25 protein-coding genes and 1 pseudogene are annotated in these 26,193 nt (G+C 70.8%); 5 read left to right on the forward strand and 21 right to left on the reverse strand.

Annotation, left to right across the window (positions count from 1 at the left end; translation table 11 throughout):
- Positions 1-4 precede the first annotated feature (4 nt).
- A complete protein-coding gene (locus AC2RP6_RS14330) occupies positions 5-397 on the reverse strand; it encodes an SCO5389 family protein (RefSeq protein WP_030660337.1) in 393 nt (130 codons plus the stop codon).
- Between the two features lie 219 nt (positions 398-616).
- Between AC2RP6_RS14330 and nucS the strand changes: the two genes are divergently transcribed.
- Positions 617-1,288, forward strand: a complete 672-nt coding sequence (nucS, locus tag AC2RP6_RS14335) for an endonuclease NucS (RefSeq protein ID WP_486446569.1) — start codon at positions 617-619, stop codon at positions 1,286-1,288.
- A gap of 774 nt (positions 1,289-2,062) precedes the next feature.
- Here the strand turns inward: nucS and AC2RP6_RS14340 are convergent.
- From AC2RP6_RS14340 to AC2RP6_RS14350, 3 genes and pseudogenes are all read right to left on the reverse strand, one after another.
- Positions 2,063-3,945, reverse strand: a pseudogene (locus AC2RP6_RS14340) (ATP-binding protein); the annotation flags it as partial.
- 190 nt (positions 3,946-4,135) lie between these two features.
- Complete coding sequence (locus AC2RP6_RS14345; protein ID WP_030153791.1) at positions 4,136-4,459, reverse strand: STAS domain-containing protein; 324 nt, start codon at positions 4,457-4,459, stop codon at positions 4,136-4,138.
- Between the two features lie 172 nt (positions 4,460-4,631).
- A complete protein-coding gene (locus tag AC2RP6_RS14350) occupies positions 4,632-5,480 on the reverse strand; it encodes a 3-hydroxyacyl-CoA dehydrogenase family protein (protein WP_486446570.1) in 849 nt (282 codons plus the stop codon).
- Between the two features lie 226 nt (positions 5,481-5,706).
- Between AC2RP6_RS14350 and AC2RP6_RS14355 the strand changes: the two genes are divergently transcribed.
- A complete protein-coding gene (locus AC2RP6_RS14355; RefSeq protein ID WP_486446571.1) occupies positions 5,707-6,279 on the forward strand; it encodes a cob(I)yrinic acid a,c-diamide adenosyltransferase in 573 nt (190 codons plus the stop codon).
- An 8-nt stretch (positions 6,280-6,287) separates the two neighbouring features.
- Here the strand turns inward: AC2RP6_RS14355 and AC2RP6_RS14360 are convergent, their stop codons facing one another.
- Complete coding sequence (locus tag AC2RP6_RS14360) at positions 6,288-6,866, reverse strand: hypothetical protein (protein ID WP_486446572.1); 579 nt, start codon at positions 6,864-6,866, stop codon at positions 6,288-6,290.
- Between the two features lie 161 nt (positions 6,867-7,027).
- On the opposite strand from AC2RP6_RS14360, the gene AC2RP6_RS14365 reads away from it, so the two are divergent.
- The 3 genes from AC2RP6_RS14365 to AC2RP6_RS14375 all read left to right on the forward strand — a co-directional run bounded on the left by AC2RP6_RS14365 (position 7,028) and on the right by AC2RP6_RS14375 (position 10,900).
- Positions 7,028-8,212, forward strand: coding sequence for a sensor histidine kinase (locus AC2RP6_RS14365; RefSeq protein ID WP_486446573.1), 1,185 nt, complete (start codon positions 7,028-7,030; stop codon positions 8,210-8,212).
- Entirely contained in the window at positions 8,209-8,862 is a 654-nt protein-coding gene (locus tag AC2RP6_RS14370) for a response regulator (protein ID WP_486446574.1), read from the forward strand. Before AC2RP6_RS14365 ends, AC2RP6_RS14370 begins: the two co-directional genes overlap by 4 nt.
- 184 nt (positions 8,863-9,046) lie before the next feature.
- Positions 9,047-10,900 (forward strand): glycosyl hydrolase family 18 protein, encoded by a 1,854-nt coding sequence (locus AC2RP6_RS14375; RefSeq protein WP_486446575.1) that lies wholly within the window; start codon positions 9,047-9,049, stop codon positions 10,898-10,900.
- A gap of 107 nt (positions 10,901-11,007) precedes the next feature.
- On the opposite strand, the gene AC2RP6_RS14380 is transcribed toward AC2RP6_RS14375, so the two are convergent.
- The 16 genes from AC2RP6_RS14380 to prfA all read right to left on the reverse strand — a co-directional run bounded on the left by AC2RP6_RS14380 (position 11,008) and on the right by prfA (position 26,073).
- A complete protein-coding gene (locus AC2RP6_RS14380; protein ID WP_030027382.1) occupies positions 11,008-11,454 on the reverse strand; it encodes a DUF2550 domain-containing protein in 447 nt (148 codons plus the stop codon).
- A gap of 189 nt (positions 11,455-11,643) precedes the next feature.
- Positions 11,644-12,015 carry a F0F1 ATP synthase subunit epsilon gene (locus tag AC2RP6_RS14385; protein ID WP_030660309.1) on the reverse strand — a complete coding sequence of 124 codons (372 nt, stop codon included), beginning with the start codon at positions 12,013-12,015 and terminating at the stop codon, positions 11,644-11,646.
- A 132-nt stretch (positions 12,016-12,147) separates the two neighbouring features.
- Positions 12,148-13,590, reverse strand: coding sequence for a F0F1 ATP synthase subunit beta (gene atpD, locus AC2RP6_RS14390; protein WP_183067350.1), 1,443 nt, complete (start codon positions 13,588-13,590; stop codon positions 12,148-12,150).
- Positions 13,590-14,507 (reverse strand): F0F1 ATP synthase subunit gamma, encoded by a 918-nt coding sequence (locus AC2RP6_RS14395; RefSeq protein ID WP_486446576.1) that lies wholly within the window; start codon positions 14,505-14,507, stop codon positions 13,590-13,592. Before AC2RP6_RS14395 ends, atpD begins: the two co-directional genes overlap by 1 nt.
- Positions 14,508-14,527: 20 nt before the next feature.
- Positions 14,528-16,123 carry a F0F1 ATP synthase subunit alpha gene (gene atpA / locus AC2RP6_RS14400; protein WP_030660299.1) on the reverse strand — a complete coding sequence of 532 codons (1,596 nt, stop codon included), beginning with the start codon at positions 16,121-16,123 and terminating at the stop codon, positions 14,528-14,530.
- A gap of 129 nt (positions 16,124-16,252) precedes the next feature.
- Positions 16,253-17,068 carry a F0F1 ATP synthase subunit delta gene (locus AC2RP6_RS14405; protein WP_486446577.1) on the reverse strand — a complete coding sequence of 272 codons (816 nt, stop codon included), beginning with the start codon at positions 17,066-17,068 and terminating at the stop codon, positions 16,253-16,255.
- Positions 17,065-17,577, reverse strand: coding sequence for a F0F1 ATP synthase subunit B (locus AC2RP6_RS14410; protein ID WP_486446578.1), 513 nt, complete (start codon positions 17,575-17,577; stop codon positions 17,065-17,067). The genes AC2RP6_RS14405 and AC2RP6_RS14410 overlap by 4 nt, the downstream gene beginning before the upstream one ends.
- Before the next feature lie 71 nt (positions 17,578-17,648).
- Entirely contained in the window at positions 17,649-17,879 is a 231-nt protein-coding gene (atpE, locus tag AC2RP6_RS14415; RefSeq protein WP_125645699.1) for an ATP synthase F0 subunit C, read from the reverse strand.
- A 75-nt stretch (positions 17,880-17,954) separates the two neighbouring features.
- The gene (gene atpB / locus AC2RP6_RS14420; RefSeq protein ID WP_486450336.1) at positions 17,955-18,794 is read right to left on the reverse strand and encodes a F0F1 ATP synthase subunit A; all 840 of its coding nucleotides are present in this window, start codon (positions 18,792-18,794) and stop codon (positions 17,955-17,957) included.
- A 210-nt stretch (positions 18,795-19,004) separates the two neighbouring features.
- Positions 19,005-19,442 (reverse strand): Cg1360 family ATP-synthase-associated protein, encoded by a 438-nt coding sequence (locus tag AC2RP6_RS14425; protein WP_486446579.1) that lies wholly within the window; start codon positions 19,440-19,442, stop codon positions 19,005-19,007.
- 273 nt (positions 19,443-19,715) lie between these two features.
- On the reverse strand, positions 19,716-21,050 hold the full coding sequence (locus AC2RP6_RS14430) for an MraY family glycosyltransferase (RefSeq protein ID WP_486450337.1): 1,335 nt from the start codon (positions 21,048-21,050) through the stop codon (positions 19,716-19,718).
- Positions 21,051-21,154: 104 nt separating this feature from the next.
- Entirely contained in the window at positions 21,155-22,384 is a 1,230-nt protein-coding gene (locus AC2RP6_RS14435; RefSeq protein WP_486446580.1) for a serine hydroxymethyltransferase, read from the reverse strand.
- 389 nt (positions 22,385-22,773) lie between these two features.
- Positions 22,774-23,406 carry an arsenate reductase/protein-tyrosine-phosphatase family protein gene (locus tag AC2RP6_RS14440; RefSeq protein WP_030660279.1) on the reverse strand — a complete coding sequence of 211 codons (633 nt, stop codon included), beginning with the start codon at positions 23,404-23,406 and terminating at the stop codon, positions 22,774-22,776.
- Positions 23,403-24,050 carry an L-threonylcarbamoyladenylate synthase gene (locus tag AC2RP6_RS14445; protein ID WP_486446581.1) on the reverse strand — a complete coding sequence of 216 codons (648 nt, stop codon included), beginning with the start codon at positions 24,048-24,050 and terminating at the stop codon, positions 23,403-23,405. Before AC2RP6_RS14445 ends, AC2RP6_RS14440 begins: the two co-directional genes overlap by 4 nt.
- Before the next feature lie 49 nt (positions 24,051-24,099).
- Entirely contained in the window at positions 24,100-24,945 is an 846-nt protein-coding gene (prmC, locus tag AC2RP6_RS14450; RefSeq protein WP_030660273.1) for a peptide chain release factor N(5)-glutamine methyltransferase, read from the reverse strand.
- A 48-nt stretch (positions 24,946-24,993) separates the two neighbouring features.
- Positions 24,994-26,073, reverse strand: a complete 1,080-nt coding sequence (gene prfA / locus AC2RP6_RS14455) for a peptide chain release factor 1 (protein WP_486446582.1) — start codon at positions 26,071-26,073, stop codon at positions 24,994-24,996.
- Between the last annotated feature and the right edge of the window lie 120 nt (positions 26,074-26,193).

Below are 26,193 nucleotides of genomic sequence, written 5' to 3' on the forward strand. Positions count from 1 at the left end.
CTGCTCAGCAGTCCCGCAGCTCCGGCGACTGGTTGAGCAGCTGACCGCGGATCGAAGTGAACTTGGCCAGCCGGTCGTCCACCGAGGGATCCAGCGGGAAGACCGCCACCCGGTGACAGTTCTGGAATGCCAGGCGCACTCCGAAGTGCCGCTGCAGCGCACCGCGTATCGCGTCACTCGCGAGTGCGCGCAGCAGTTGCCCACGCGCCTGCTCGTCGGGCGGCGGCGTCTGGTTGTCGGCGAACTGTCCGCCGTCCACCTTCAGCTGGGCCACCAGCGAGCTGATCATCTCCCATGCATAGGGCAGGGAGGTCCGGACGCAGTCGACGAAGGCGGCTTCGTCGACCTCGCCTCGCTCGGCCTGTTCGAGTAGGGCCGGTGAGACGTCGAGCGACATGGGTTCTCCTCTCGCGACCCCGGCTGACTGGTTGCCGGAGTCTTACGGGCAGGGAAGGAGATCGCGACGCAGAGTGCACGCTCGACGACCTCCCGCTCACCACGGTAGGCGTCCCATGGGTGACGCACCAGGAGAATGCGCATACAACGCGCCATCGGCGAACGGGGCTTTCAGGGGCGAATCGCGTGGAGGGCCGTAGGTCGAGTAGCGTTGCCGACCATGCGTCTCGTGATTGCCCGCTGCTCCGTCGACTATGCGGGCCGGCTCACCGCCCATCTGCCCTCGGCACCCCGTCTGATCCTCGTGAAGGCCGACGGCAGTGTCTCGATCCACGCGGACGACCGGGCGTACAAACCGCTCAACTGGATGTCGCCGCCGTGCACCCTCAAAGAGGGGAGCGGTGACGACGCCGGTGTGTGGACGGTCGTCAACAAGGCGGGCGAGAAGCTCATCATCACCATGGAAGAAGTGCTCCACGACTCCTCCCACGAGCTGGGCACCGACCCGGGGCTGATCAAGGACGGCGTCGAGGCGCACCTGCAGGAGCTGCTCGCCGACCGCATCGAGACCCTCGGCGAGGGCTACACCCTGATCCGGCGCGAGTACATGACGGCCATCGGCCCGGTCGACATCCTGTGCCGGGACGCCTCGGGCGCGACGGTGGCCGTGGAGATCAAGCGCCGCGGCGAGATCGACGGCGTGGAGCAGCTGACCCGTTACCTGGAGCTGCTCAACCGCGACCCGCACCTGGCCCCGGTCCGGGGCGTGTTCGCCGCGCAGGAGATCAAGCCGCAGGCGAGGGTGCTCGCGACGGACCGCGGCATGGACTGCGTGGTGCTGGACTACAACGCCCTGCGCGGCATCGAGGACGACAAGCTCCGCCTGTTCTGACCCCGTTCGGCGAACGCACGACGGCCCCGTCCGCGAGGACGGGGCCGTCGGCGTTTCAGGGGTGCCGCCGGCGTTTCAGGGTGCCGTCGTCGGCGAGGTGGCGGTGGCCGTCCCCGGCCCGGTGGGGGCGGTGGCCGTCGGGGTGGCCTCGCCGGTCTCCGTGACGGTGGGGGTCGGTTCCGCGGTGGTCGGTGCGGTCGAGGGGGTGCCCGGGCGCGGGGAGTTGCTCGGCGTCGAGGACGGGCGGCGGGACGGGGTCCGGCCCGGTGTCCGGCCGGGCGAGGGCGCGGCGGCGCTAGCCCCCGGGGTGGTGCCGCCTTCCGCAGGCGCCGTCACGGGCGGCTCCTCCGCAGGATCGTTCCCGCTGTTCTGCTGCACCGTGGTGGGCGCAGCGGACGACGGGGTCGAGGACACGGCGGGGCCGTCCGCGGGGGGCTCGGTGTCCGAGGAACTCATCGCCAGGCTCACGACGGTGCCCAGCGCCACCACCGTCAGCGCTCCGGCGGCCGCCAGCAGCGCCCGCCGCCTGCGGCCCGGGCCCCTGGCCGGCCCGGCGGGGTCGGCGGTGGGGACCGGGGCGGCGGTCGGGGCCGGCTGCGGCGACAGCGGGAAGGCGTCCTCGAACACCGCGGAGAGCGTCGTGGGCGGCTCGGAACGCCGGTTCACCGGGACCACCGGGGTCATCCGGGTGACCGCCTCGGCGGAGACCTGGACCGCGGGCGTCACGGGCGCCACACGCGCCACGGCGTCCTCGGAGACGGCCGGATCCACGCGCGGCGCCGCGGCCGCACCGGACCGCGGGGCGGGCGCCGGCTTCGTGGCGGGCAGGGCCTTGGTGACCGCGTCCGCACGTCCGGCCGGCGCCGCGGGGACGGCCGGGGCGGCGGGTGTCGCGGGCGTCGCCGCCGTCACGGCCTCCGAGGCGGCCGGGGGAGCTTCCAGGCGCAGCGGCGGCGAGGCCGCCACCCCCGCGACCTCCCGGTCCACGACCAGCGCCAGGGCCCGTCGGCCCGCCACGGTGCCCCGCTTGTCGGCCAGGGCGCCGCGCAGCCCGATCGAGGTCTCCAGCTCGGCGCGGGCCCGGTCGACGCGGCCCTCGCACAGCGCGAGCACACCCAGTTCGTGGTGGAAGTAGGCCTGCTCGGCGACCTCGCCGGCCTTGCGCGCGGCCTCGGCTCCCGAGCGCAGCACCCGCTCCCAGGCCTCCCAGTGCAGCGAGGCCGCGAAGGCGGGCGCGGCCGTGCGGGCCAGCACCGCCGCGGCGACGACGTCGGCGCCGGCCAGCGCCGCGAGCACCGCGTCCGCCTCCGCCGCCACCCGCTCGGGAACCACCGAGGCGTGCCCGGTCCACCAGGCGTAGTGCCGGGCGGCCGTACGGGCCTCCTCCGGAGCGGTGTCCCCGTAGCCGACGTCCTCCAGCTGGCGGGCGACCCCGGCGGCCAGCCGGTAGCGCGTCCCGACGGGTGTCAGCAGCCCGCAGTCGAGGAGTTCCGCCACCGCCGTGTCGGCGTGGGTGTCCCCGACGAGCGCCGGCAGGTGGGCGTGGTGCGGCAGCTCGCCGCCGAGCGCGCACGCGATGCGCAGGGCCGCCCGTGCGGACTCGCTGACCCGCGAGGCGAGCAGCTCCGCCGGGGCCGCGCCCTCGGCGAGCGTCGGCAGCGGCACCACTCCGCTGTCGCGGGGGCGCTCCTCGAAGACGCCGGGCTCCTCCTCGTCGTCGTCCGCGTCGCTGTGGTTGAGTTCGTCCCGCTGCCGGAGCATCGCGGCGGCCTGTACGAAGCGCAGGGGCAGTCCCTCGGAGGCGAACCTCAGGTCGCCCGCCCAGGCGCTCTCCTCGTCCGTCAGCGGCCGTCCCAGGCCCGTCTCCAGCAGGGCCGTGCAGTCGTCCTTGCCGAGGCCGGTCAGGAAGACCTCCTCGACGTGGGAGTCGTCGGAGGGTGCCTTGGTGTCGGGGGTGGCCGCCAGCAGGTAGGCGCATTCGGGGGTCGCGCGCAACAGCTCGTCGAGGGCGCTGCCGCCCATCTCCAGGTCGTCGAGGAGGACGACGGCGCCGATGTCGCGTACGCGGGCGAGGGCTCGTCGCGGTCGGGGCGTTCCAGCGGGGCGTCGTAGACGGTCGCACAGAGGGTGTGGAGCAGCTCTCCGGGCTGCTGGTGCCCGTGGCCGCTGAGCCGTACGACCCCGTCGGGGGCGAGGCCGGCGCAGCGGGCGGCGACCGCGTCGAGCAGCGCGGTGCGTCCGGAACCGGAAGGTCCGGTCAGGCGTACGGACCGGCCGCGGCCCAGGAGCCGGACGAGCCGCTCCAGCTCCTCGCCGCGGGCGAGCAGGGGCCGGGCGGATATCGGGGGGCCGGGCAGTGCGGGCGGCCTGGCCGCGGCGTCGCGGGCCGCGCGGGCGGCGGCGTCGCGCTTGGCGGGGCGGCCGCGCTCGGTGCCGGGCCGCAGCGGCTCGATCTCGCTGCCGTCGACGGGGTTGACGGTGAGGGTGAAGTCGCCGGCGGTCAGCGTGACGACGCGCGCGGGGCCGGTGGGGCCGGAGGGTGGCTGCGCGGGTCCGGGCGACGTGGGGCCGGCGGCGGAAGCGGAAGCGGAGGACGGCGCCCCGGGGCCGCCCGGCGCCTGCTCGTCCCGCCCGGTCTGCCCTTGTGTACGGTCCATGACCCAGTCCCCCATCGCGGGCCGTGCGCCTCGCCGTCGTACCACCCGGCCGTCGCGCACCCGCTGTCGCCATCGGTCCGGTTTCCGCCCGAACCCTAGACCGTGGCCGGTCGTGCGGGAAACCGTAGGGGACCGATCACCACCGGACCGTTACTTTCCGCAGGAAATGCGAAGGTCAGCGGCTTGTGGCTCAGACGCGGGGAAGGGACTCGGCTTCCAGGCCGCCCTCGATCGCGAGGATCCGGTGCAGGCGGGTGGCCACGAGCAGCCGCTGCATCTGCGGCGGCACCCCGCGCAGGACGAGGCGTCGTCCCGTCCGCCCGGCCCTCCGGTGCGCGCCCATGATCACGCCGAGGCCGGTCGCGTCCCAGGAGTCGAGCCCGGTGAGGTCGAGCACGAGGTCGCCGTGGCCGTCGTCGAGGGCGGTGTGGAGGGCCGTCCGGGCGTCCGCCGCGCTGCGCACGTCGAGGCGACCCCCGACTGCGAGTTCGGCGTGGTCGCCCCTGATGTGCATGTGTACTCCCGGCAGTACTGCGTACGTATGGCAACTGGTCCGTGGTCGGCAACTCTCACTGCAACTGACTGCCGCACGGGCAGGGAAGTTGCCGACCGTGAGCGAACCGATACCTAATTCACCCTGACGGGTGATGGCATTCGAACGATGGCGCTCAGCGGGTGGACCGCTCTCAGTGCTTGTAGAAGCCCTGGCCGCTCTTGCGGCCGAAGTCCCCGGCGTCCACCATGCGGCGCATGAGCTCCGGCGGCGCGAACTTCTCGTCCTGGGACTCGGTGTAGATGTTGCTGGTGGCGTGCAGCAGGATGTCGACGCCCGTGAGGTCGGCGGTCGCCAGCGGGCCCATCGCGTGGCCGAAGCCGAGCTTGCAGGCGATGTCGATGTCCTCGGCGGAGGCCACGCCCGACTCGTACAGCTTCGCGGCCTCGACGACCAGCGCGGAGATCAGACGGGTCGTCACGAAGCCGGCGACGTCGCGGTTGACGACGATGCAGGTCTTGCCGACGGACTCGGCGAACGCACGCGTGGTGGCGAGGGTTTCGTCGCTCGTCTTGTAACCGCGGACCAGCTCGCACAGCTGCATCATCGGCACGGGCGAGAAGAAGTGCGCGCCGACGACCCGCTCCGGACGCTCCGTCACGGCAGCGATCTTGGTGATCGGGATGGCGGAGGTGTTGGAGGCGAGGACGGCGTCCTCACGCACGATCTTGTCGAGCGCGCGGAAGATCTCGTGCTTGATCTCGATCTTCTCGAAGGCCGCTTCCACGACGATGTCGACGTCGGCGACGGCGTCCAGGTCGGTGGTCGTGGTGATGCGCGCCAGCGCCGCCTCGGCGTCCTCGGCCGTCAGCCTGCCCTTGGAGACGAACTTGTCGTACGAGGCCTTGATCCCGTCCGTGCCCCGGGTCAGCGCGGCGTCGGTGACGTCGCGGAGCACGACGTCCCATCCCGCCTGAGCGGAGACCTGAGCGATCCCGGAACCCATGAGTCCCGCACCGATGACGGCGAGCTTCCCAGCCACTGCACACCCCTCGTTGTTCTCAAATACGGCACGGCTTCACAGCCACTCCGGCGGAGACTAGCGTCCGGGGGGTGCGGTGTGACCGCGAAGTAACACGCGTCACGTCTCAGATGACGGACATCACACCGGTACGGCCCATGACCGTCGCGCTGCCTCACAGTTGCCTCACGGTCCCCGTGCCGCCGCGGGTCGCCGCCCGCCCGGCGGGCCCGTCTACCCTGGCCGCATGGTGAACCTCACGCGCATCTACACCCGCACCGGCGACAAGGGCACGACCGCCCTGGGCGACATGAGCCGCACGGCCAAGACCGACCTGCGGATCTCCGCGTACGCGGACGCCAACGAGGCCAACGCGGCCATCGGCACGGCCATCGCGCTCGGCAGCCTGCCGGCGGAGGTCGTGAAGGTGCTGGTCCGGGTGCAGAACGACCTGTTCGACGTGGGCGCCGACCTGTGCACCCCGGTCGTGGAGAACCCCGAGTACCCGCCGCTGCGCGTGGAGCAGTTCTACGTCGACAAGCTGGAGGCCGACTGCGACCTCTTCCTGGAGCAGGTGGAGAAGCTGCGCAGCTTCATCCTGCCCGGCGGCACCCCCGGCGCGGCCCTGCTGCACCAGGCCTGCACGGTGGTCCGGCGCGCCGAGCGGTCGACGTGGTCGGCGCTGGAGGTGCACGGCGAGACGATGAACCCGCTCACCGCCACCTACCTGAACCGCCTCTCCGACCTCCTGTTCATCCTGGCCCGGGTGGCCAACAAGGAGGTCGGGGACGTGCTGTGGGTACCGGGCGGCGAGCGCTAGCGGACCTGTCAGGGGCGCCCGCTCCGGGCCGGGGCGGGCCGGTCCTGTGCGGCGCCCGCGGGGGCCTTTTTCGGCCAGATCGTGTAGGCCGCCGCGACCAGGGCGTGGATGCCGACGGCCCGCAGGGCACCGAACTGCCAGGCCCGGAGCGAGCTGACGTCCCCCGCGTCACCGACGTACCAGACGGCCGCCTGGAGCAGGGTCAGGGCGACGGCGGCGCCGATCACGGTACGGATCCAGAGCTTCCACTCGTGCCGGGCCCGCTCCTTGCCGTAGCCGGCACCCGCCGGCTTCGGTCCCCCGGCGAGCCGGTGCGCCGCGTGCCCGTCGAGCCACTTGATCGTGTAGTGCCCGTAGGCGACGGTGTAGCCGATGTAGAGCGCGGCGAGGCCGTGCTTCCAGTCCGGCTCGGCGCCGTTCTTGAGGTCGACCGTGGTCACGACCAGCAGGACCAGCTCCATCAGCGGCTCACAGAGCAGGACCGCCGCGCCCAGCCTGGGCATCTTCGCGAGGTAGCGCAGGGCCAGTCCCGCCGCCAGCAGGACCCAGAAGCCGACCTCACAGGCGATGATCAGCGCGACGATCACGGGACTCTCCTCCGCTCGGGGTGCGTCGTCCTCCAAGGCTCCCGCCCGCGGCCGCCCGGCACGTCGTCGCCAATGACCATGTGCGGCTGCATCCTTCGATGTAGCCGCGCCTCGCCCGCTCCGCCGACGTGCGGCGCCCGCGCCTGCTGTTGGATGGGACCGTGACCGAGAAGAGCCTGCGCCCCCACCGCGACGACGTGCTGCTCGCGGTGGTCAGCGTGGCCGCGGGCCTGGTGTTCTGGTCGCTCGGCGTCTACAGCAGCCCCGGCCGCGACTTCCTGCCCGCGTGGGCCGCCCTGGTCCCCCTCGTGGCCCTCGGCGCGATGGAGCTGCTGCGCCGTACCCGCCCGCACGCCACCCTGGCGGTCGGCACCGCGGGGGTGATCGCCGACCAGTTCACCGTCGGCAGCCTCGCCACCGTCGTGATCTTCACCGACCTGATGTACGCGGCCGTCGTGTACGGCAAACCGGCCATGGCCCGGCGACTCCCGGTCAGCACCGGCCTGATCACCGTCGTCGTCACCATCGCCTCCCTGGTCTGGCTGCGGACCCCGCAGGCCCTGCTGATCGGCGCGATCACCGGCATCGTGAGCTTCGCCCCGGCGCTGACCGGCGCCACCCTGCGCAACCACCGCGAGGCCGCCGAGGCCGCCCGGCTGCGCGCCGAGCAGACCGCGCTGCTGGCCGAGATGGACCGCGAGCAGGCGGTGGCCGCCGAACGCGCCCGGATGGCCCGCGAGCTGCACGACATGGTGGCCAACCACTTGTCCGCCATCGCCATCCACTCCACCGCCGCGCTCTCCATCGACACGGCCGCGACCAGTCGCGACGCGCTCGGCGTGATCCGGGAGAACAGCGTGCAGGGACTGGCCGAAATGCGTCGTCTGATCGGACTGCTGCGGGACGCGGGCGGTGACCGGGAGGCGGTCGCGGTGCCCTCTCTGGACGGCCTCGACGCCCTGGTCGGGCAGGCCGTCACGAACGGCTCGGCCAGCGGGCTGACCTTCGTCCTGCACGACGACCGGCCGCCCGGGGAACCCGCCGCGGCCCCCGTGGAACTGGCGGCGTACCGGATCGTCCAGGAGTCCCTGACCAACGCCCTCAAGCACGCCGCGCCCGGCACGGTGTCGGTCCGCGTGGCGCACGAGGACGGGATGCTGAGCGTGGCGGTGGACTCGCCCTACGGGGACCGCCCGGGACCCCGCGCGCCCGGTTCGGGGGCCGGACTGATCGGTATGAAGGAGCGGACGGAACTGCTGGGCGGACAGTTCACGGCGGGCCGCCGCGGTGCGGTGTGGCAGGTACGGGCAGCACTGCCCGCGGAGGACAAGGTGGTGGAGGCATGACCATCCGAGTGGTGGTGGCGGAGGACCAGGCCGCGGTGCGGGCCGGGCTGGTGCTCATCCTGGGCAGCGCGGGGGACGTCGAGGTCGTGGGCGAGGCGGCCGACGGGGAGGAGGCGGTGCGGCTGGCCCGGCAGCTGCGGCCGGATCTCGTCCTCATGGACGTGCAGATGCCCCGGCTCGACGGGGTGTCCGCGACCCGGCAGGTCGTCGAGGAGGGTCTGGCGGACGTCCTGGTGCTGACCACGTTCGACCTCGACGAGTACGTCTTCGGGGCGCTGCGGGCGGGCGCCGCCGGCTTCCTGCTGAAGAACGCCGACGCGGCGGAGCTGCTGGCGGCGGTACGGACGGTCGCGCGCGGGGAGGGCCTGATCGCCCCGGCGGTGACGCGCCGGCTGATCGCCGAGTTCGGCGCGCCGCGTCCGGCGCGCTCCGCCCCGGAGCCGGGGCGGGCGGCGGCCGTCGCCTCCCTCACGCCCCGTGAGCGGGAGGTGCTGAGCGCGCTGGGAGCGGGTCTGTCGAACGCGGAGATCGCCGAGCGGCTGGAGATGGCGGAAGCCACGGCGAAGACCCACGTCAGCAGGCTGTTGGGCAAGCTGGAGCTGCGCAGTCGACTCCAAGCAGCCGTCCTGGCGCAGGAGTTGGGCATCTAGAGCGCGACCCGGCGGATGGCGCGCGACACCGGTCTGGACCTCTTGACGGTTGGTCCAGACCTTTCTACGCTCGCGGCAACACTGTGGTGAGCGTGCCATGACAAAGCGTGCTCACGGGCGGCGCAGGTCCCACCCCCATGTCGCAGCCGGCCCCACGGCCGCGACGGACCTCGGAGGAGCACCCTTGAGCACAGCATCCCCACCCCCCACCCGGCGCACCCGGTTCTTCACCCGAGTCGCGGCGGTCGTCGCCGTGCTCGCCCTGCCCGTCACCGGGCTCGTGGCCCTGGCCGGCCCGGCCCAGGCCGCCGCCTCCGCGACCGCCACGTACGCCAAGGTCTCCGACTGGGGGTCCGGCTTCGAGGGCAAGTGGGTGGTGAAGAACACCGGCACCACCACCCTGAGCAGCTGGACCGTGGAGTGGGACTACCCGGCGGGCACCTCGGTCACCTCGGCCTGGGACGCCACCGTGACCAGCTCCGGGACCCACTGGACGGCGAAGAACGTCGGCTGGAACGGCAGCCTCGCCCCCGGCGCCAGCATCAGCTTCGGCTTCAACGGCGCGGGCTCCGGAGCCCCGACCGGCTGCAAGATCAACGGCGCGTCCTGCGACGGCGGCACCCAGCCCGGCGACACTCCCCCCACGGCCCCCGGCGCCCCCGCCGCGAGCAACGTCGCCGACACCTCGCTGACCCTGACCTGGACCCCGGCCACCGACGACAAGGGCGTCAAGAACTACGACGTCTACCGGGGCTCCGCCAGGATCGCCACCGTCACCGGGACGAGCTACGCGGACTCGGGCCTGACCAAGGGCACGACGTACACCTACAGCGTCACCGCCCGCGACACCGCCGACCAGACCGGCCCCGCCTCCGGCTCCACCACGGTCACCACGACCGGCGGAGTGATCCCCCCGGACCCGGGCGACAAGGTCAAGCTCGGCTACTTCACCAACTGGGGCGTCTACGGACGCAACTACCACGTGAAAAACCTGGTCACCTCGGGCACCGCCGGCAAGATCACGCACATCAACTACGCCTTCGGCAACGTCCAGAACGGCCAGTGCACGATCGGTGACGCCTACGCCGACTACGACAAGGCCTACACCGCCGACCAGAGCGTCGACGGCGTCGCCGACACCTGGGACCAGCCGCTGCGCGGCAACTTCAACCAGCTGCGCAAGCTGAAGAAGCAGTACCCGAACCTCAAGGTGCTGTGGTCCTTCGGCGGCTGGACCTGGTCCGGCGGCTTCCCGCAGGCCGCCGCCAACCCGACCGCCTTCGCCCAGTCCTGCTACAACCTGGTCGAGGACCCGCGCTGGGCCGACGTCTTCGACGGCATCGACCTGGACTGGGAGTACCCGAACGCCTGCGGCCTGTCCTGCGACACCAGCGGAGCGGCCGCCTTCAAGAACCTGATGCAGGCCGTCAAGGCCCGGTTCGGCGCGAACAACCTGGTCACCGCGGCCATCACCGCCGATGCCTCGGACGGCGGCAAGATCGACAAGGCCGACTACGCGGGCGCCGCGCAGTACACCGACTTCTACAACGTCATGACGTACGACTTCTTCGGGGCCTGGGCGGCCCAGGGCCCGACGGCCCCGCACTCCCCGCTGACCTCGTACGCGGGCATCCCGCAGGCCGGCTTCAACTCGGCCGACGCCATCGCCAAGCTCAAGGCCAAGGGCGTGCCCGGCTCGAAGCTCAACCTCGGCATCGGCTTCTACGGCCGCGGCTGGACCGGCGTCACCCAGGCCGCCCCCGGCGGCACCGCCACCGGACCGGCCCCGGGCACCTACGAGCAGGGCATCGAGGACTACAAGGTGCTCAAGAACAGCTGCCCGGCCACCGGCACCGTCGCCGGAACGGCCTACGCCAAGTGCGGCAGCAACTGGTGGAGCTACGACACCCCGGCCACCATCGCCGGGAAGATGACCTGGGCCAAGCAGCAGGGCCTCAGGGGAGCCTTCTACTGGGAGTTCAGCGGGGACACCACGAACGGTGAACTCGCGAACGCGGTCCACACCGGTCTCCAGTAGACGGACCGAAGCCGGGGAGACGGGTCCGCCCCCGTCTCCCCGGCTTCTCCGTACCGTGCTCCCCGGCTTCTCCGTACCGTGCCGGCGCCACCCCCGCGGGGGGGGTACTACGCCACGTTCACCCGCTGGCCGGGCGGAGCCGCCTCCAGCCAGGCCAGGAAGCCGGTCAGCGCGTCCTCGCTCATCGCCAGCTCCAGGCGCGTCCCGCGGTGGAGACAACCGAGCACGACGGCGTCGGACAGCAGGGCCAGCTCCTCCTCGCCCTCCGGGGCGCGACGGGCCAGCACCTCGATGGAGGACCGCTCCAGCAGCCGGCGCGGGCGCGGGGAGTACGAGAACACCCGGAACCACTCGATCCGGTCACCGCTGTAGCGCGCGACCCCGTACACCCAGCCCTTGCCGGAGACGTCGGGCTCCTCGGACACGCCCCAGCGCATGCTGCAGTCGAAGGTGCCGCCGGACCGCTGGATCAGTCTGCGGCGCAGTCCGAAGACGAACAGGCCGATCACCACCAGGGCTACGACCAGGCCGCTCACAAGCAGAGCGAGGAGCATCTTCACCGACCTCCTCGCTCATCGAATACGCATGAGAAACGGGGGCCCCTCCCGGACGGGTCCGGGGAAGGACCTGCATCGCCTCAGCCGCGACCCGGTCTGGAAAATTCCAGAACGGACCGCGGCTGAGGTCTGCCGAGTCCCGAAGGTCGCCCCCCGGGACTCAGCGGTTGAAACTCCGACGGGCGGTCAGCCCGTTACGGCGCGCAGCCGGACATCCGCGCGACGCTCGGCGGCCGCGTCGGCCTCCGACTTCGCGCGCTCCAGTGCCCGCTCCGCACGCTGGACATCGATCTCGTCCGCGAGCTCGGCGATCTCGGCCAGCAGGGACAGCTTGTTGTCCGCGAACGAGATGAATCCGCCGTGCACCGCGGCGATGACAGTGTTGCCCTCGCTGGTGCGGATGGTCACCGGGCCCGATTCCAGCACACCGAGAAGCGGCTGGTGACCGGGCATGACGCCGATGTCGCCGGACGTGGTGCGGGCGACAACAAGGGTGGCCTCGCCGGACCAGACATTGCGGTCCGCCGCGACCAGCTCGACGTGCAGCTCAGCAGCCAAGGTGGCTCCTCGGGTCACCACCCGGCGGGTCAGCCGGGTGTTGGGTCAAATTCTAATGGGCGTGGGGAGAGGGACGGGACACACCCGCCCCTCTCCGTCGAACCGGATGCGCTCCTCGCGGAGCGCGCCGGATCAGGAGACGCCCAGCTCCTTGGCGTTGGCCTTCAGGTCCTCGATGCCACCGCACATGAAGAACGCCTGCTCGGGGAAGTGGTCGTACTCACCGTCGCAGATCGCGTTGAACGCGGTGATCGACTCGTCGAGCGGAACGTCCGAACCGTCCACGCCGGTGAACTGCTTGGCGACGTGGGTGTTCTGCGACAGGAAGCGCTCGACGCGACGGGCACGGTGGACGACGAGCTTGTCCTCCTCGCCCAGCTCGTCGATACCGAGGATCGCGATGATGTCCTGGAGGTCCTTGTACTTCTGCAGGATCCCCTTGACGCGCATGGCGGCCGCGTAGTGGTCCGCCGCGATGTACCGCGGGTCGAGGATGCGGGACGTCGAGTCCAGCGGGTCCACGGCCGGGTAGATGCCCTTCTCGGAGATCGGACGGGAGAGAACCGTCGTCGCGTCGAGGTGGGCGAAGGTGGTCGCCGGCGCCGGGTCGGTCAGGTCGTCCGCGGGGACGTAGATCGCCTGCATCGAGGTGATCGAGTGACCACGGGTCGAGGTGATGCGCTCCTGGAGGAGACCCATCTCGTCGGCCAGGTTCGGCTGGTAACCCACCGCGGAGGGCATGCGGCCGAGCAGGGTCGACACCTCGGAACCCGCCTGGGTGTACCGGAAGATGTTGTCGATGAAGAAGAGCACGTCCTGCTTCTGCACATCGCGGAAGTACTCCGCCATGGTCAGACCGGCCAGGGCGACGCGCAGACGGGTGCCCGGGGGCTCGTCCATCTGGCCGAAGACGAGCGCCGTCTTGTCGATGACGCCGGAGTCGCCCATCTCCTCGATGAGGTCGTTGCCCTCACGGGTACGCTCACCGACGCCCGCGAAGACCGACACACCGTCGTGGTTGTTGGCGACGCGGTAGATCATTTCCTGGATCAGAACGGTCTTGCCGACACCGGCACCACCGAACAGACCGATCTTTCCACCCTTGACGTACGGGGTGAGGAGGTCGATGACCTTGACGCCGGTCTCGAACATCTCGGTCTTCGACTCGAGCTCGTCGAAGGAGGGCGCCTTGCGGTGGATCGGCCAGCGCTCGGTGACCTCGGCGTTCGCCTCGGGGTAGTTCAGCACCTCACCGAGGGTGTTGAACACCTTACCCTTGGTGAAGTCGCCGACGGGGACGGTGATGCCCTCGCCCGTGTCGGTCACCGGGGCCTGGCGGACCAGGCCGTCGGTGGGCTGCATCGAGATGGTGCGGACCAGGCCGTCACCCAGGTGCTGGGCGACCTCAAGGGTCAGCGTCTTGAGCGCGCCGTCCTCGGCCGGGTCGGCGACCTGGACCTTCAGCGCGTTGTAGATGTCGGGCATCGCGTCGACGGGGAACTCCACGTCGACGACCGGGCCGATGACCCGGGCGATGCGGCCCGTGGCAGCGGCCGTCTCAACAGAGGTCGTCATTACTTGTCACTCCCCGCGGTCGCGTCGGCCATGGCGCTGGCGCCACCGACGATCTCGCTGATTTCCTGGGTGATTTCGGCCTGGCGGGCCGCGTTGGCAAGCCGGGAGAGGCTCTTGATGAGGTCTCCGGCGTTGTCGGTCGCCGACTTCATCGCGCGGCGGCGGGCGGCGTGCTCGGAAGCGGCCGACTGCAGCAGTGCGTTGTAGATCCGGCTCTCGACGTAGCGCGGCAGAAGGGCGTCGAGGACGTCCTCCGCCGACGGCTCGAACTCGAACAGCGGAAGGATCTCGCCCTTCGCACTGTCCTCCTCCGCAGCCTTCTCGAGGCTGAGCGGCAGCATCCGGCCGTCCACCGCGTTCTGCGTCATCATCGACACGAATTCCGTGTAGACGATGTGCAGCTCGTCGACGCCGCCCTCGGCCGTTTCCAGCTGGATGGCCTCGATCAGCGGCGCCGCGACGCGCTTGGCGTCGGCGTAGGCCGGGCTGTCGGTGAAGCCGGTCCACGAGTCCGTGACCTTGCGCTCACGGAAGCCGTAGTAGGCGACACCCTTGCGGCCGACGATGTAGCTGTCGACCTCCTTGCCCTCGCCGCGCAGCCGCTCGCTGAGCCGCTCCGCCTGCTTGATGGCGTTCGAGGAGTAGCCGCCGGCCAGACCGCGGTCGCTCGTGATGAGCAGGACCGCGGCGCGGGTCGGCGCCTCGACCTCGGTGGTCAGGGCGTGCTTGGTGTTCGAACCGGTCGCCACCGCGGTCACCGCACGGGTGAGCTCGGTCGCGTACGGCATCGACGCCGCCACCTTGCGCTGCGCCTTGACGATGCGCGAGGCGGCGATCATCTCCATCGCCTTGGTGATCTTCTTGGTCGCCGTGATGGCACGGATGCGACGCTTGTAGACCCGGAGCTGCGCTCCCATGAGTCAGGTCCCTTCCGTCGTCACTTGGAGACGTTGACGGCCGGCACGTCCTCGCCCAGGAGCTTGCCGTCCGAGGTCTCGAACTGGCGCTTGAAGGCCGCGATGGCGTCAGCGATCGAGCCGAGGGTGTCGTCCGACATCTTGCCGCCGTCGGCGATGGAGGTCAGGAGGTCCTTGCGCTCGCGGCGCAGGTGCTCCAGCAGCTCCGACTCGAAGCGACGGATGTCGGCGACCGGGACGTCGTCCATCTTGCCGGTGGTGCCGGCCCAGACGGAGACGACCTGCTCCTCGACGGGCATCGGCTGGTACTGGCCCTGCTTCAGCAGCTCGACCATGCGCTTGCCGCGCTCCAGCGAGGCCTTCGACGCGGCGTCCAGGTCGGAACCGAAGGCGGCGAACGCCTCCAGCTCGCGGTACTGGGCCAGGTCGACGCGGAGACGACCCGAAACCTGCTTCATGGCCTTGTGCTGGGCGGAGCCACCGACGCGGGAGACCGAGATACCGACGTTCAGCGCCGGGCGCTGGCCCGCGTTGAACAGGTCGGACTCCAGGAAGCACTGGCCGTCGGTGATGGAGATGACGTTGGTCGGGATGAACGCCGACACGTCGTTCGCCTTGGTCTCGACGATCGGCAGACCGGTCATCGAACCGGCGCCCATCTCGTCGGACAGCTTCGCGCAGCGCTCCAGCAGACGGGAGTGCAGGTAGAAGACGTCACCCGGGTAGGCCTCGCGGCCCGGCGGGCGGCGCAGCAGCAGCGACACGGCGCGGTAGGCGTCGGCCTGCTTCGACAGGTCGTCGAAGATGATCAGGACGTGCTTGCCGGCGTACATCCAGTGCTGGCCGATGGCGGAACCGGTGTACGGCGCCAGGTACTTGAAGCCGGCCGGGTCGGACGCCGGGGCGGCGACGATCGTCGTGTACTCGAGCGCGCCGGCCTCTTCCAGTGCGCCGCGAACGGACGCGATGGTCGAGCCCTTCTGGCCGATGGCGACGTAGATGCAGCGGACCTGCTTGTTCACGTCGCCCGAGCGCCAGTTGTCGCGCTGGTTGATGATCGTGTCGACGGCCAGAGCGGTCTTGCCGGTCTGACGGTCACCAATGATCAGCTGACGCTGGCCACGGCCGATCGGCACCATCGCGTCGACGGCCTTGTAGCCGGTCTGCATGGGCTCGTGCACCGACTTACGGACCATGACGCCCGGGGCCTGCAGCTCGAGGGCGCGGCGGCCTTCGGTCGCGATCTCGCCGAGGCCGTCGATCGGGTTGCCGAGCGGGTCGACAACGCGGCCGAGGTAGCCCTCGCCGACACCTACGGAGAGAACCTCACCGGTGCGCTGCACCGGCTGGCCCTCCTCGATACCGCTGAACTCGCCGAGGACGATCGCACCGATCTCGCGCTCCTCGAGGTTGAGGGCGAGACCGAGGGTGCCGTCCTCGAACTTCAGCAGCTCGTTCGCCATGGCGGAGGGCAGGCCCTCCACCTTCGCGATGCCGTCGCCGGCAACGCTGACCGTTCCGACCTCCTCGCGCGAGGCCGCGTCCGGCTGGTACGACTGGACAAAGTTCTCCAGTGCGTCCCGGATCTCCTCCGGCCGGATCGTGAGCTCCGCCATCTGGGTTCCCTGCTCTCCTTGTTGGGCCTGAAGCTTCTTAGGGGTCTGGGGGTGACCCCCAGGAATCTTCTGCAAGTTCTGCACGGCCCAACCGGGCCGCTAGGAATGCTTTGTACTTGTGGTGGCTGGTCAGCCGGCCATGCGGCGGGACGCCTCTGCGAGGCGGTCCGCGATGGTGCCGTCGATGACCTCGTCGCCGACGCGCACCGAGATCCCGCCGAGGACCTCGGGGTCCACGTCCAGGTTCAGGTGCATCTGGCGGCCGTACAGCTTGGCCAGCACCGCGCCGAGACGCTGCTTCTGCACGTCGCTGAGCGGAACCGCGCTGGTCACGGTGGCGACCATGCGGTCACGGCGCTCGGCGGCGAGCTTGGAAAGGGACTCCAGTCCCGCTTCCAGGCTACGTCCACGCGGGTGCGTGACAAGACGCGTCACCAGACGCTCGGTGACGGCGTTCGCCTTGCCGCCGAGCAGGCTGCGCAGCAGCTGGCTCTTGGCGGAGGCGGTCGCCGCACGGTCGGTCAGCGCGGCACGCAGCTCGGTGTTCGAGGACACGATCCGGCCGAAGCGGAAGACCTCGTCCTCGACGTCGTCGAGCGCACCCGCCTGCTGGGCCGCCGTGAGGTCGGCGGTGGCCGCCAGCTCCTCGAGGGCGTCCACCAGGTCGCGGGACTGCGACCAGCGGGACCGGGCCATGCCGGACACCAGGTCGAGGGTCTCCCCGCCGACCTGACCGCCGAGCAGCCGAGCGACGAGCTCGGCCTTGGCCTCGCCGGCCTGCGCCGGGTCCGTGATGACCCGACGCAGCGAGACCTCACGGTCGAGCAGCGCGGTGACAGCGGCCAGCTCACCGGCGAGCTTCGCCGCGTCGACGGACGTGTTGTCCGTCAGCGCGTCGAGACGCTCACGCGCGGAGGCCAGCGCCTCGCGGCTCGCTCCGTTCATCGGGCCGCCTCGGCCTTCTCCTCAAGCTCGCTGAGGAAGCGGTCGATGGTGCGGCTCTGCCGGGCGTGGTCCTCGAGGGACTCGCCGACGAGCTTGCCGGCCAGGTCGGTGGCGAGCTTGCCGACGTCCTGGCGCAGCGCCTGGGACGCGGCCTTGCGGTCGGCCGCGATCTGGGCGTGACCGGCAGCGATGATCTCCTCACGCTGCCGCTGGCCCTCTGCGCGCAGTTCTTCCTTGAGCGCAGTGCCCTGCTCCAGCGCTTCCTGGCGCAGGCGCGCGGCCTCGTGCCGGGCTTCGGCGAGCTGGGCCTTGTACTGCTCCAGGACGCTCTGGGCCTCGGTCTGAGCGGCTTCCGCCTTCTCGATACCGCCCTCGATGGCCTCGCGGCGCTCTTCCAGAACCTTGTTGATGTTCGGGAGGAGCTTCTTCGCGAGGAAACCGAAGACGATGACGAAGGCGATCAGACCGATGACGAGCTCGGGGATCGGCGGAACGAGAGGGTTTTCCATCTCGGCCGCGAGAACCTGGAGGTTCACATCAGTGCCTTTCGTCTATACGGACTGGTCGAAATGGGTTCGTCTTAGTAGACGAACGGCATGACCAGACCGATGAGGGCGAGCGCCTCACAGAAGGCGAAGCCGAGGATCTGGTTGGCGCGGATCAGACCGGCAGCCTCGGGCTGACGGGCGAGGGCCTGCGTGCCGTTACCGAAGATGATGCCGACGCCGACGCCGGGGCCGATGGCCGCGAGACCGTAACCGATGGAGCTGAGGGAGCCGGTGATCTCGGTGGCAGCGAGCACGTTGGACATGCCGTATTCCTTCTCTTTCACGGACCGGTGGGGGTTGGCCACCGGACGACAAGGGGTTTGGTGGGGCGGGCAGACTCAGTGGTGCTCTGCGAGCGCGCCCTGGATGAAGCTGCAGGCCAGGAGGACGAAGACGTACGCCTGGACGGCCTGGATGAAGAGCTCGAAGGCGGTCATCACGATGACCATCACGAACGAGACACCCGCGTAGGCGATGCCGATGCCGTTCAGCAGGTACCAGCTGGCGATCGTGAAGAGCAGCAGCAGGGTGTGACCCGCGAACATGTTCGCGAAGAGTCGGACCGCGTGGGTGAAGGGGCGGACCAGGACGTTCGAGAAGAACTCGATGACCATGACCAGCGGGAGCACCGGGCCGAGCGACTTGTCGTAGCCGGTGAGGTTCTTGAACCCACCCACGAAGCCGTGCCGCTTGAAGGTGACCGACATCCAGATCAGGTAGACGATCAGCGCGAGGATGGCCGGGTACGCGATGATCGACGTCACCGGGAACTGGGCCAGCGGGATGATCGACCAGACGTTCAGGATCCAGACGAAGAAGAACAGCGACACCATGAAGGGGACGTACTTCTCGCCCTCCTTCTTGCCCAGCGTCTCGTACACGATGCCGCGGCGCACGAAGTCGTAGCCGGACTCGGCGACCATCTGGAGCTTGCCGGGGACGACCTTCGGCTTGGCGAAGGCGGCCCAGAAGAAGCCCACGATGATGATCGAACCCAGGAGGGCGAGCAGCATCGGCTTGTTGAAGTAGACGCTGGTGGTGCCGGGTTCGCCCCAGAGCGGCTCGAAGAGGAACGAGTGCAGGCCCGGGCCGGGGAAGCCACATCCGTCGAAGATGTGACAGTCGGTCTCGAAGGCGAGGACCTGCGTCGGGTCAGCACTCACCGCGGGCTCCTTCAGCGTGGCGCATAGGTACGGCAACCTCGTTGTGTCGGCGCGGCGCGAAGCCGCGGTTCGGCACTGGACTGGTGTTACGGATGGTGGGGCGGCAGTCAGGCATCGAGCCTCGCGATGGAACAGGCGTCAGCTCAGATGCCCGCGCCCGCAGTGCCGCAGTTTGAACCGGACGATAGCAGCATCTCGAACGCGCACTTATCCCGGCCCTACCCCTCACGACTTCGGCCCCGGATTTTCGGGCTTTTCGCCCTTTGCCGAGTCCGGTTCGACGTAGAGGATCTTGGCCTTCATGTGGGCGCGCGTCTGCGCGGCGATCCACACGAGGGTGGTGACCACGAGCGTGATCGCGAACACCCGGGGGTTGAAGAGCGTCGTGTTCTTGAACGCGGCGAGAAAGACGAAGAGCAGCAGGATCTGCGCGGCGTAGAGCATGAGGCCCATGGCCTGGAACAGGTGTGGCAGCGATTTCGCCGTGCGCTGCAGGACGACGAAGCCGATGCCCATGAACACCATCACGACCAGCGTCGCGACGACCGCTCCGATCGCACCCTTGCCGCCGACGACAAGCCCACCGATCAACGCGGCGAGTGCGCCGGCGACGGCCGTGGGCACGGCGGCTTGCAGGAGGGATCGGACGTCATCTGACCGCATGGCGGTTTGCTCCGCGTGGTGTGGGGGCACTGGACTCGTACGGGACGAGCGTAAGCCCGGTCCGAGAGAGAACCTCGGGCCAAGGGACCGTCGCACTACGGTCCTTCGGCTCTGTCGCCGGGTTTAGTGAACGGTATCACAAACTATTTGATGAGAGCTTTACCTGCTGGGTGTGCCGACTGTCACACATGAGAGTGACCCTGCGCGTGTGTGCGCGACAGGCGAGTGGACTGTCTGCTAATGGGCGCCCATGTCGGACATGTGGCCCGACGGTCAGCGGGTGGATTCAGCCTTACGCCGCTCGGGGAACCGCGAACGGGGGCCCACGGCGGTCGCTCCGTTGACGCCCGAGACGCCGGCGGCGATCGGCCTGGCGGGCGCCGGCTCGGTCCCGGAGGCGTCCTGCGCGGCCGCTTCCGCCGACCGCGCGGCGTGCCGGTAGCGCGGCGGAACCAGACCCTCCGCCCACCTCGGGGTGCGCGGGGTGAAGCGCGGCAGGAGCAGCAGGATCAGGCCCACCGCACTCAGCGCGGCGATCAGCAGCACGATCCACATCGCGGTGGAGTGCACGGAGTAGGCCACGGTGCCGAAGGCGATCAGGCCCGACCAGAAGTACATGATGAGGACCGCGCGGCTGTGCGAGTGGCCGAGTTCCAGCAGCCGGTGGTGCAGGTGCCCGCGGTCGGCCGCGAACGGCGACTGGCCCTTCCACGTACGCCGGACGATGGCCAGGATCAGGTCCGCCATCGGGATCGCGATGATCGTCAGCGGCAGGATCAGCGGGATGAAGACCGGGAGCATCGCGTGCGTCGCGTTGCGCTCACCACCCGCGAACAGGGCCAGCGCGTCCGGGTCCACCTGTCCGGTGAGGGAGATGGCCGCGGCGGCCAGCACCAGGCCGATGAGCATCGATCCGGAGTCGCCCATGAAGATCCGGGCGGGATGCATGTTGTGCGGCAGGAAGCCCAGGCACATGCCCATCAGGATGGCCGCGAAGAGGGTGGCGGGGGCCGCGGACTCGATGCCGTAGCCGAACCAGATCCGGTACGCGTAGAGGAAGAGCGCGGCGGCGGCGATGCAGACCATGCCGGCGGCGAGGCCGTCGAGGCCGTCCACGAAGTTCACCGCGTTGATGGTGATGACGACGAGCGCCACCGTGAGCAGGTTGCCCTGCCACTGGGTGAGCGGGACCGTGCCGATGAAGGGCACCGGGATCCACAGGATGGTCAGACCCTGCATGACCATCACGCCGGCGGAGATCATCTGTGCGCCGAGCTTGATCAGCGCGTCGATCTCGAACTTGTCGTCCAGGACGCCGATCAGCCAGATCAGGGCGGCGCCGGAGAGCAGTGCGCGCGGTTCGTTCGACTTCTCGAAGACCGCGTTGAGGTTCTGCAGGTGGTCGGCGACCAGCAGGCCCGCGCACAGGCCGCCGAACATCGCGATCCCGCCGAGGCGCGGCGTCGGTTCGCGGTGCACGTCGCGGGCGCGGATCTCCGGCATGGCCCCGGCCGCGATCGCGAACTTCCGCACGGGCCCGGTCAGCAGGTAGGTCACCGCGACCGTGACGCAAAGCGTCAGCAGATATTCACGCACTGGCTGCCCCAGATGTATCGCCGGCCATCTCAGCCCCACACATTAGCTGCGATGTCCCCTCTCCCGAGGACGCGAGGGTGCGGTATCCCGGTTCCACTACACCCCTCTTGTCCCGCTTACTCCCCGTAAGGGGGAAATCCTTCCGTGAGCTCGCCGACCTCCGTGCGTGTCTTCGCGGCGTCCCCGTCGATCGCGGCGGCGAACAGCTCCGCGATCCGGAGCATCTGCGGCTCCCCCATCCCCTGGGTGGTCACCGCGGCCGTGCCGAGCCGGACGCCCCGCTGGTCCCCGTACGGCAGGACGCAGGTGTCCAGCACCATTCCGGCCGCCGCCAGCCGGCCGCGGGCGGTCGGGCCGTCGACGCCCAGCGGCCCCGGGTCCGCGGTGATCATGTGGGTGTCGGTACCGCCGGTGGTGATCGTGAACCCGCGCTCCTCCAGCGCCGCGGCCAGCACCCGGGCATTGGCGACCACGCGGTGGGCGTAGGTGGTGAAGGCGGGCCGGCCCGCTTCCCCGAAGGCGACGGCCTTGGCGGCGATGGTGTGCATCTGGGCCCCGCCCTGGGTGAAGGGGAACACCGCGCGGTCGATGCGCTCGGCGAACTCCGCGCCGCACAGGACCATCCCGCCGCGCGGCCCGCGCAGCACCTTGTGGGTGGTCGCGCAGACGACGTCCGCGTACGGGACCGGGCTGGGCGCGGCCCCGCCGGCCACCAGCCCGATGGGATGGGCGGCGTCGGCGATCAGGTGGGCGCCCACCTCGTCGGCGATCTCCCGGAAGGCCGAGTACTCGGGGTGGCGGGGGTAGGAGATGGAGCCGCACACGATGGCCCTGGGCCGGTGGGTCCGGGCGAGGGCCTGCACCTGGCGGTAGTCGATGAGGCCGGTCGCGGCGTCGACCCCGTAGCCGACGAACGTGAACCACTGCCCCGAGAAGTTGGCGGGCGAGCCGTGCGTGAGGTGGCCCCCGTACGGGAGGCCCATCGCCAGCACGGTGTCCCCCGGCCTCAGCAGGGCGGCGTAGGCGGCCAGGACGGCGGAGGAGCCGGAGTGCGGCTGTACGTTGGCGTGCTCGGTCCCGAACAGTGCCTTGGCCCGCTCGACAGCCGTCTGTTCGGCCAGGTCGGCGTATTCGCACCCGCCGTGGTAGCGGGCGCCGGGGTACCCCTCGGCGTACTTGTTGGCGAGCGGCGAGCCGAGCGCCGCCAGGACGGCCGGGGAGGTGAAGTTCTCCGCCGCGCTCAGCTGCAGCGTCCCGGCCTGCCTGCGGGCCTCCCCGGCGAGTACGTCGGCCATCTGCGGGTCCTGCCGGCGCAGCAGGTCCGTGGGCTGGGTGATGACGCTCATGGCGCGACTCCAGGGGGTACCGGGTTACCAGCCACTGTAGGCCCGCGGCCCCCACGCCGCCCCACGACCACCGCAGGGCGCCCCCGGCCGGGCCGCCGGGGTCAGCGGCGGGCCGTCACGCCCGTCAGGGCCGTCACCACCGGGTCCAGCGCCTGGTCGAGCACCTCCCCGACGCACCCCTCACACCGATCGGCCCCGGGGGCCTCACGGGCATCGGGCCGCTGCCCCGGCCGGGCCGCCGGGGTCAGCGGCGGGCCGTCACGCCCGTCAGGGCCGTCACCACCGGGTCCAGCGCCTGGTCGAGCACCTCCCCGACGCACCCCTCACACCGATCGGCCCCGGGGGCCTCACGGGCATCGGGCCGCTGCGCCGCCCTCCGGCCGCCGGGGTCAGCGGCGGGCCGTCACGCCCGTCAGGGCCGTGACCACCGGGTCCAGCGCCTGGTTGATCTCGTCGCCGATGGAGCGGAAGAAGGTGATGGGCGCGCCGTACGGGTCGTAGACCTCGTCCGCGTCCGGCGACGGCGCCAGCAGCCAGCCGCGCAGCGCCGCGGCGGCCCGTACGAGCGCCCGCGCCCGCTCCGCCATGCCGTCGTCCAGCGGCGGCAGCGTGGCCGGGTCTATGGCCCGGACCAGCCGGGTGAACTCCTTCAGCGTGAAGGTGCGCAGCCCCGCCGAGTGGCCCATGGAGATGACCTGCGCACGGTGGTCGCGCGTGGCGGTCAGCACCAGGTCGGCACGGATGACGTGCTCGTCCAGCAGCTCCCGGCCGGTGAACCCGGACGCGTCGGCACCGAAGTCCGCGAGCACGGCGGCCGCGTTCGCCTCCATGGGAGCGCCCTCGTGGCCCCACGTGCCGGCGCTCTCCACGATGAGGTCGCCCCCGACGGGGCCGCCGAGGCGGTGCGAGAGGGCGTGCCGGGTCAGCCGCTCGGTGATCGGCGAGCGGCACACGTTGCCCGTGCTGACGTGGAGTATGCGGAAAGTGCTTCCCCCTGCTATGCCACGCCCCTCAGGGCTCACGGGGCCACCTCGAGGTCGGGTACGACCTCCCGCAGCTGGTCGGCGCTGAGCGCCCCCGCGCGCAGCAGCACGGGGACCTTCCCCGTGACGTCGACGATCGACGACGGCTCGATGCCGGGCGTAGGACCGCCGTCCAGGTACACCGACACCGAGTCGCCGAGCATCTCGCGGGCCGCGTCGCAGTCCTCGGGCGCCGGGTGGCCGGAGAGGTTGGCCGAGGACACCGCCATCGGGCCGACCTCCGTCAGCAGCTCGATGGCCACCGGGTGCAGGGGCATGCGCACGGCCACGGTGCCGCGGGTGTCGCCCAGGTCCCAGGCCAGCGAGGGCTGGTGCTTGGCGACCAGCGTCAGCGCGCCCGGCCAGAACGCGTCGACCAGTTCCCAGGCCTGCTCGGAGAAGTCCGTGACGAGACCGTGCAGGGTGTTCGGGGAGCCGATGAGCACCGGGGTGGGCATGCCGCGGCCGCGGCCCTTGGCGGCGAGCAGGTCGTGGACGGCCTCGGGGCTGAAGGCGTCCGCGCCGATCCCGTAGAGGGTGTCGGTGGGCAGCACGACGAGCTCGCCGCGGCGCACGGCGGATGCGGCTTCACGCAGACCCGTCTTGCGGTCCGTCGCGTCGTTGCAGTCGTATCGCCGGGCCATCAGCGGGCCTCCTCGTGCAGCTGGGGGGTGGCGGGATGCGTCGCGCCGGTCACGGCAGTGCCTTGCGGGCCGTGGCGAAGCGCGGGCGGTTGTTCAGGTCGGGGTGGTCGGCCGCGTCGGCCCAGCCCCGCTCCTCGGCGAAGATCCACGGGACCTGGCCGCCCTGGGTGTCGGCGTGCTCGACGACGACGATGCCGCCGGGCCGCAGCAGCCGGTGGGCGGTGCGCTCGATGCCCCGGATGGTGTCCAGTCCGTCCTCGCCGGAGAAGAGTGCCATCTCCGGGTCGTGGTCGCGGGCCTCGGGGGCGACGTACTCCCACTCGGTGAGCGGGATGTACGGCGGGTTGGAGATGACCAGGTCCACCTGGCCGTCCAGCTCGGGCAGCGCGCTCAGGGCGTCGCCCTGGTGGACGGTGACGCGGGAGCCCTCGGCGTTCTTGCGGGTCCACCGCAGGGCGTCCTCGGACAGCTCGACCGCGTGCACGCGTGAGCGCGGCACCTCCTGCGCCATGGCCAGCGCGATCGCGCCGGATCCGGTGCACAGGTCGACGATCAGCGGCTCGACGACGTCCATCGCCCGGACGGCCTGTATGGCCCAGTCGACGACCGACTCGGTCTCGGGCCGTGGCACGAAGACCCCGGGCCCGACCTGGAGCTCCAGGTAGCGGAAGAACGCGCGCCCGGTGATGTGCTGGAGCGGCTCGCGCGCCTCGCGGCGGGCGACGGCCTCCCAGTAGCGGGCGTCGAAGTCCGCGTCCTTGACGTGGTGCAGTTCCCCCCGCTTGACGCCGTGCACGAAGGCGGCGAGCTCCTCCGCGTCGAAGCGCGGTGAGGGCACGCCGGCGGCGGCCAGCCGCTGGGTGGCCTGGGCCACCTCGGCAAGCAGCAAGTTCACGCTGGTCCTCCGGGCTGCTGTCGTACGGGGGGGTGTAGCGGTTTTCGGTCAGTTCGCGGCGGCGAGCTTGGCCGCGGAGTCCGTGTCCACGCAGGCCTGGATGACCGCGTCGAGGTCACCGTCGAGCACCTGGTCCAGGTTGTACGCCTTGAAGCCGGTGCGGTGGTCCGAGATCCGGTTCTCCGGGAAGTTGTACGTACGGATCTTCTCGGACCGGTCGACGGAGCGGACCTGGCTGCGGCGCACGTCGGACGCCTCCTGCTCGGCGGCCTCCTGGGCGGCGGCCAGCAGGCGGGAGCGCAGGATGCGCATGGCCTGCTCCTTGTTCTGGAGCTGGCTCTTCTCGTTCTGGCAGGAGGCGACCACACCGGTCGGGATGTGCGTGATGCGCACGGCCGAGTCGGTGGTGTTGACGGACTGGCCGCCGGGGCCGGACGAGCGGTAGACGTCGATGCGAAGATCGTTCGCGTTGATCTCGACCTCGACCTCCTCGGCCTCCGGGGTGACGAGCACGCCGGCGGCGGAGGTGTGGATGCGGCCCTGGGACTCGGTGGCCGGAACGCGCTGGACACGGTGCACGCCGCCCTCGTACTTCAGGCGGGCCCACACGCCCTGGCCGGGCTCGGTGGCGCCGTTGCCGCCCTTGGTGCGGACGGAGACCTGGACGTCCTTGTAGCCGCCGAGCTCGGACTCGGTGGCGTCGATGATCTCGGTCTTCCAGCCCACGCGCTCGGCGTAGCGCAGGTACATGCGCAGCAGGTCGCCGGCGAACAGGGCCGACTCGTCGCCGCCCGCGCCCGCCTTGACCTCCAGGAGCACGTCCTTGTCGTCGCTGGGGTCGCGCGGGACGAGCAGCAGGCGCAGCTTCTCGGTGAGCTCCTCGCGCGTCTGCGTCAGCTCCTTGACCTCGGCGGCGAAGTCCGGGTCGTCGGCCGCGAACTCCTTCGCCGTCTCGATGTCGTCGCCCGTCTGCTTCCAGGCACGGAAGGTCGCGATGATCGGGGTCAGCTCCGCGTAGCGCTTGTTCAGCTTGCGCGCGTTGGCCTGATCGGAGTGGACCGAAGGGTCGGCGAGCTGCTTCTCGAGGTCGGCGTGTTCGCCGACCAGTTCCTCGACCGCCTCGAACATCGGGGGACTCCTGTGGTGAAAGTGCGGGGGGACTGCACGGGGGGAAGGGCGATACGACGACAAAGGCGCCGGTCCGGCCGCCCCCGAGTGGACAGGGGGCGGCCGGAGACCGGCGCCTGG

It is taken from the genome of Streptomyces sp. WAC03905, from assembly GCF_057371075.1.